A 3,997-nucleotide genomic window follows, 5' to 3' on the forward strand; every position below is an offset into this window, starting at 1 on the left:
GCGAACAGGCAGGTATACAGTTTTCCGTCGGCCGACAGGCGTGCGCGCGAGCAATCGCCGCAGAACGGCTGCGAAACTGAACTGATGAAACCCACTTCGCCCGCGCCGTCGGCAAACCGGTAACGCTCGGCGACTTCGCCGCGATAGTTCGGCTGCAGCGATTCCAGCGGCCAGCGCGCGCCGATGCGCGCGATCAGCTCGGCGCTTGGCACCACCGCGTCGCCGCGCCAGTGGTTGACCGTGCCGACGTCCATGTATTCGATGAAGCGCACGATATACCCGGTGCCGCGGAAGCGCTCGACCAGATCGAGCACCTGCGCATCATTGACGCCACGCATGACGACGCAATTGAGCTTGATCTTCGAGAAACCGGCGCGCTCGGCGGCTTCGATGCCCGCAAGCACTTCGGCAACTTCGCCACGACCGCCGGACAACTTGCGGAACGTATCCGCATCGAGCGTATCGAGCGACACGGTCAGGCGATGCAGGCCGGCGTCGCGCAACACCTGGGCGAACTTCGGCAGCAGCACGCCGTTGGTCGTCATCGCGATGTCGTCGATGCCGGAAATGCGCGCGAGCTGCTCGACCAGATGCGGCAGGTCGCGGCGCAGCAGCGGCTCGCCGCCAGTCAGGCGCAGCTTGCGCACGCCGAGCGCGGCGAAGGCGCGCGCGAGGCGCTCGATTTCCTCGAAACGCAGGCGCTGATCCTTGCTGAGGAATTCGTAGTCCTGCGCGTACTGGTCTTCGGGCATGCAGTACGGGCAACGGAAATTGCAGCGGTCGATCACCGAGATGCGCAGGTCGCGCAGCGGCCGTGCCAGCGCATCGCGCGGCGCCACGCCGCGGCCCACGGAAAACTGTTCGATCGGAATCGCCCTGCCGATCACGCAACGCCGCTCGTTGCAGTTCCATGCTTCGCACCATTGCTAAGGCTGTCACCGGGTGCGAGCGCGGCCAGTAGCGTAGTCCAAGGTAGCAGCGCGCAGTCGCGCCGGGCTGCATGATGGCGAAGCGGGGAAAAGCAACGCAGGTTCACTGGCAGTGAGGCTCCGTCGCACTCGCGGGCGATGAAGCGCGAAAAGAGAGTGAACAACGTAAACACCTCCGTCGCATTGTTGCCAACGACTGCCTCGCTCATCATGGAGGCACTGGCAATCGAAATCGCGCACGCCTCGCCGGAGAAGCGCAGTTCGGCGATGCTGCCTCCGGCGCAATTTGCCTCGACGCGTAGTCGGTCGCCGCACAACGCGTTGACCGTATCGGCGGCATGCGTGTAGTTGACAAGCGTGCCGAAGCCGCGTGGATCGCGGCTGTGCTTCAGCACAACGTCGTGATAGAAGGCGAGCGTATCAACCGTCATTTCGGTAACCAGCAGGTTCGACGGCGAGTAGGCCATACACGATACCCGCCCCGCGCTCGAGTAGCAGCCATAGCGCCATGCTCCAGGCCATCCCTCCCGTCATCACCCCGGCGAGCGACAATGGGTCGGGCCGCAAGACGCCGCCTTGCCAGGGCAGCATGGCCAAATTCATTCCGGCCAGCATCAGCACGCAGCAGAGGCAATGCGAGGCTGCGCGTGCGCAACGCGGCACGTGCCCGCGCGACGCCGCTGCGTACGGCATCGCAAGCACTGCGCCGGCCAGCATGCCGCCGTGCATCCAGGGCAACTCCAGCCAGTGCGTGCGCAAGCCGCCGAGCCAGTCGCGGCCGCCACTTTCGCACAGGGTGGCGAAAGCGAGTATCCGACCATGCTCCGCGTCCACGGCAAGGCCCAGAAACATCCCGGCGCATGAGAACGCGAACATTGCGCCGATGGCGGCGCGCCTGTGCCTCGGACTCAGGGCCGCGAGCGCGCAGCAGCTAGCCGCCACGCTGAAGCCGACGGCGAGCCACGCGGCGGGCGGCGTCCCGATCATGCCGTACACCCGTACGCGCTGGCCAGATGCTTGTGCACGCGGGCATAGTCGTCCGGTGTGTCCATGTCGTTCGTGAAGCGGTCGTGGCCGACCTCGAACTTCACGACGTCGTCCGGATGATTCTCGATCAGTTTGCGGCAACCGGGGTTCACCGTGCCGGAAATCACTTCCGGAACGCGGCTGGCGGCGAAGACCACCGGATTGCCGCGTGCGCCGTCGTGATGTGGAACGAGAATCGCGTCGCGCGGCAGCTTTGCGAACGTCCGGGCGAGCGCGCGGTAGTCCTCCGGTTGCGCCAGCACGAGATCGGCGAGGCAGATCATCACCGCGGAGCACGGCTTGCGCAATGCGGCAAGCCCGGCGACGACCGAGGTTATCTGCCCTTCCGGCCAACGTGGATTGGGCTGGAACGCAAGCGGCAGGCCGTTGAGGGCTGCCATCACCTCACCGCCGCGATGGCCCGTGACGACGACGACTTCTTCCGGTTCCGAGCCCAGCAGCGTTTGCGCGGCGATGCGCACGGCGGGTTCGTCGCCATGCGCCGTCGGCAACAGCAGCAACTGTTTGAATTGGCCGTGCATGCGCGAGGAATTGCCAGCGGCCAGCAAGATGGCGGAAAACGGCAGCGCGTTCATTCGTGAGCGCTCACAGCAGGTGCGCGCATACGCACCCCAATGGCAAGGTATTTTGCTGGATCGCGTTCGAATTCCGTGCGGCACCCTTGGCAGCAGAAATAATGCGTCTGGCCTTCCATCGTCAAGCTGCTCATCGCGCGCGCCGGATCGACGATGGCGCCGCAGACTGGATTGACGTAGCCGACGGCCTCGGCGACGTAGGCGCGTGCGGCGCGTACCGGCGCACTCAGTGGCGAAGACTCGCGCCGTGCTGGAATCGTCTTGGTGGCGCGCCCGTGCCGCAGCGCGACGAGACCGGCGACGGCCGCGAGTGCAATTTCATTCGGCGTCACCGCGCCGATGTCCGGCCCTGCCGGTGCGTGCAGCGCGGCGAGGCGATCCTCGGCGATGCCGCGCAACATCATCGCCTCGCGCAGACGAGCGGTCTTGCGCGTGCTCGCAACCAACAGTACCGCCTGCACGTCCGAGCGCAATGCATGCTCAAGCGCGTTCTCGTCGCCATCGCCCTGGGTGGCGATCAAAGCATAGGTTTCGCGCTGCAGCGCCGCCTTGGGCTGGGTCTGACCAAAGGCTTCCGCAACGGACTCCATGTCCGCAGCTTCGGCGTCGGTGATCGGATCGAAATCGGTTTCGCGCGCGAACCAAGCCGCCGCACGCGCAACTGGCGTGGCACCATAGATGCGCAACCGCGGCGTCACGGCTTTGGGTTGAACGAACATCTCCACCTCGCCATTGCTTACGCATTGCATGGGAACGACATCGACGCCGTCGCGTATCTCGCCGTCGTTGGACAGGCGAACGCGCCGCGGCGCTGCGTCGGCGATCGCTTGCATCGCGACCGCGCGTGCGGTGCCCTGCACGCAACCGCCACCGACCCAGCCGTGCAGTTCGCCGTCGGCTTCGACTACGGCCTGCGCGCCGACGTAGGCGGAACTTGGTGGTCGAACGGCGATCACGGTGACCCAGGCATGCGCACGGCGCTGTTGCGTCAGTTCGCGCGAGAGTTCATCGAGATCGATGAGTTTCATCGCCATCTCCTTCAACACAGCGCCTGCACGATGCGTGGCAGCGCGCGCTCGATGCTGGCGAAGTCGTGCGCCGGCGCGAGCAGGTCCAGATGCGGCAGAGCGGCCTGCATGCCACGTGCGGAGGGCAGGTAGTCCTCGCGACCCGCCAGGGGGTTCAGCCAGGCGATGCGCCGCACGCGCCGGCGCAGCCGCGCGACCGTGCGCGACAGCAGCTCGGGATCGCCAGTGTCGTAACCGTCGCTGACGACGACCAGCGCGCTGCGTGCGTGCGCAAGTCCCGCGTGTTCGCGCTCGAACTGCGCCAGGCATTCGCCGATGCGCGTCCCGCCTGCCCAGCCGGCCGACAGCATCTGCAGACGTTCCTGCGCGCGCCAAGGATCGGGATCGCGCAGCGCTTCGCTGACTTTCGTCAACTGTG

Annotated in this window: 6 protein-coding genes; all 6 read right to left on the minus strand. The window is 66.2% G+C overall.

Annotation, left to right across the window (positions count from 1 at the left end):
- On the minus strand, positions 1 to 884 hold an 884-nt coding region (moaA, locus tag VF497_RS02335; protein ID WP_414706831.1), incomplete at its 3' end, for a GTP 3',8-cyclase MoaA.
- Positions 884 to 1,396 carry an iron-sulfur cluster assembly scaffold protein gene (locus VF497_RS02340; protein ID WP_330885865.1) on the minus strand — a complete coding sequence of 171 codons (513 nt, stop codon included), beginning with the start codon at positions 1,394 to 1,396 and terminating at the stop codon, positions 884 to 886. The genes moaA and VF497_RS02340, both read right to left, overlap by 1 nt.
- Entirely contained in the window at positions 1,350 to 1,805 is a 456-nt protein-coding gene (locus VF497_RS02345; RefSeq protein WP_330885867.1) for a hypothetical protein, read from the minus strand. Before VF497_RS02345 ends, VF497_RS02340 begins: the two co-directional genes overlap by 47 nt.
- Before the next feature lie 107 nt (positions 1,806 to 1,912).
- Positions 1,913 to 2,551, minus strand: a complete 639-nt coding sequence (locus tag VF497_RS02350) for a nucleotidyltransferase family protein (RefSeq protein ID WP_330885869.1) — start codon at positions 2,549 to 2,551, stop codon at positions 1,913 to 1,915.
- Positions 2,548 to 3,579 (minus strand): XdhC family protein, encoded by a 1,032-nt coding sequence (locus VF497_RS02355; RefSeq protein ID WP_330885871.1) that lies wholly within the window; start codon positions 3,577 to 3,579, stop codon positions 2,548 to 2,550. The genes VF497_RS02350 and VF497_RS02355 overlap by 4 nt, the downstream gene beginning before the upstream one ends.
- An 11-nt stretch (positions 3,580 to 3,590) precedes the next feature.
- The coding region (locus tag VF497_RS02360) for a VWA domain-containing protein (protein WP_330885873.1) at positions 3,591 to 3,997 on the minus strand (407 nt) is incomplete at its 5' end.

The sequence above is a fragment of the Rudaea sp. genome (assembly GCF_036383415.1).
Taxonomy (GTDB): domain Bacteria; phylum Pseudomonadota; class Gammaproteobacteria; order Xanthomonadales; family Rhodanobacteraceae; genus Rudaea.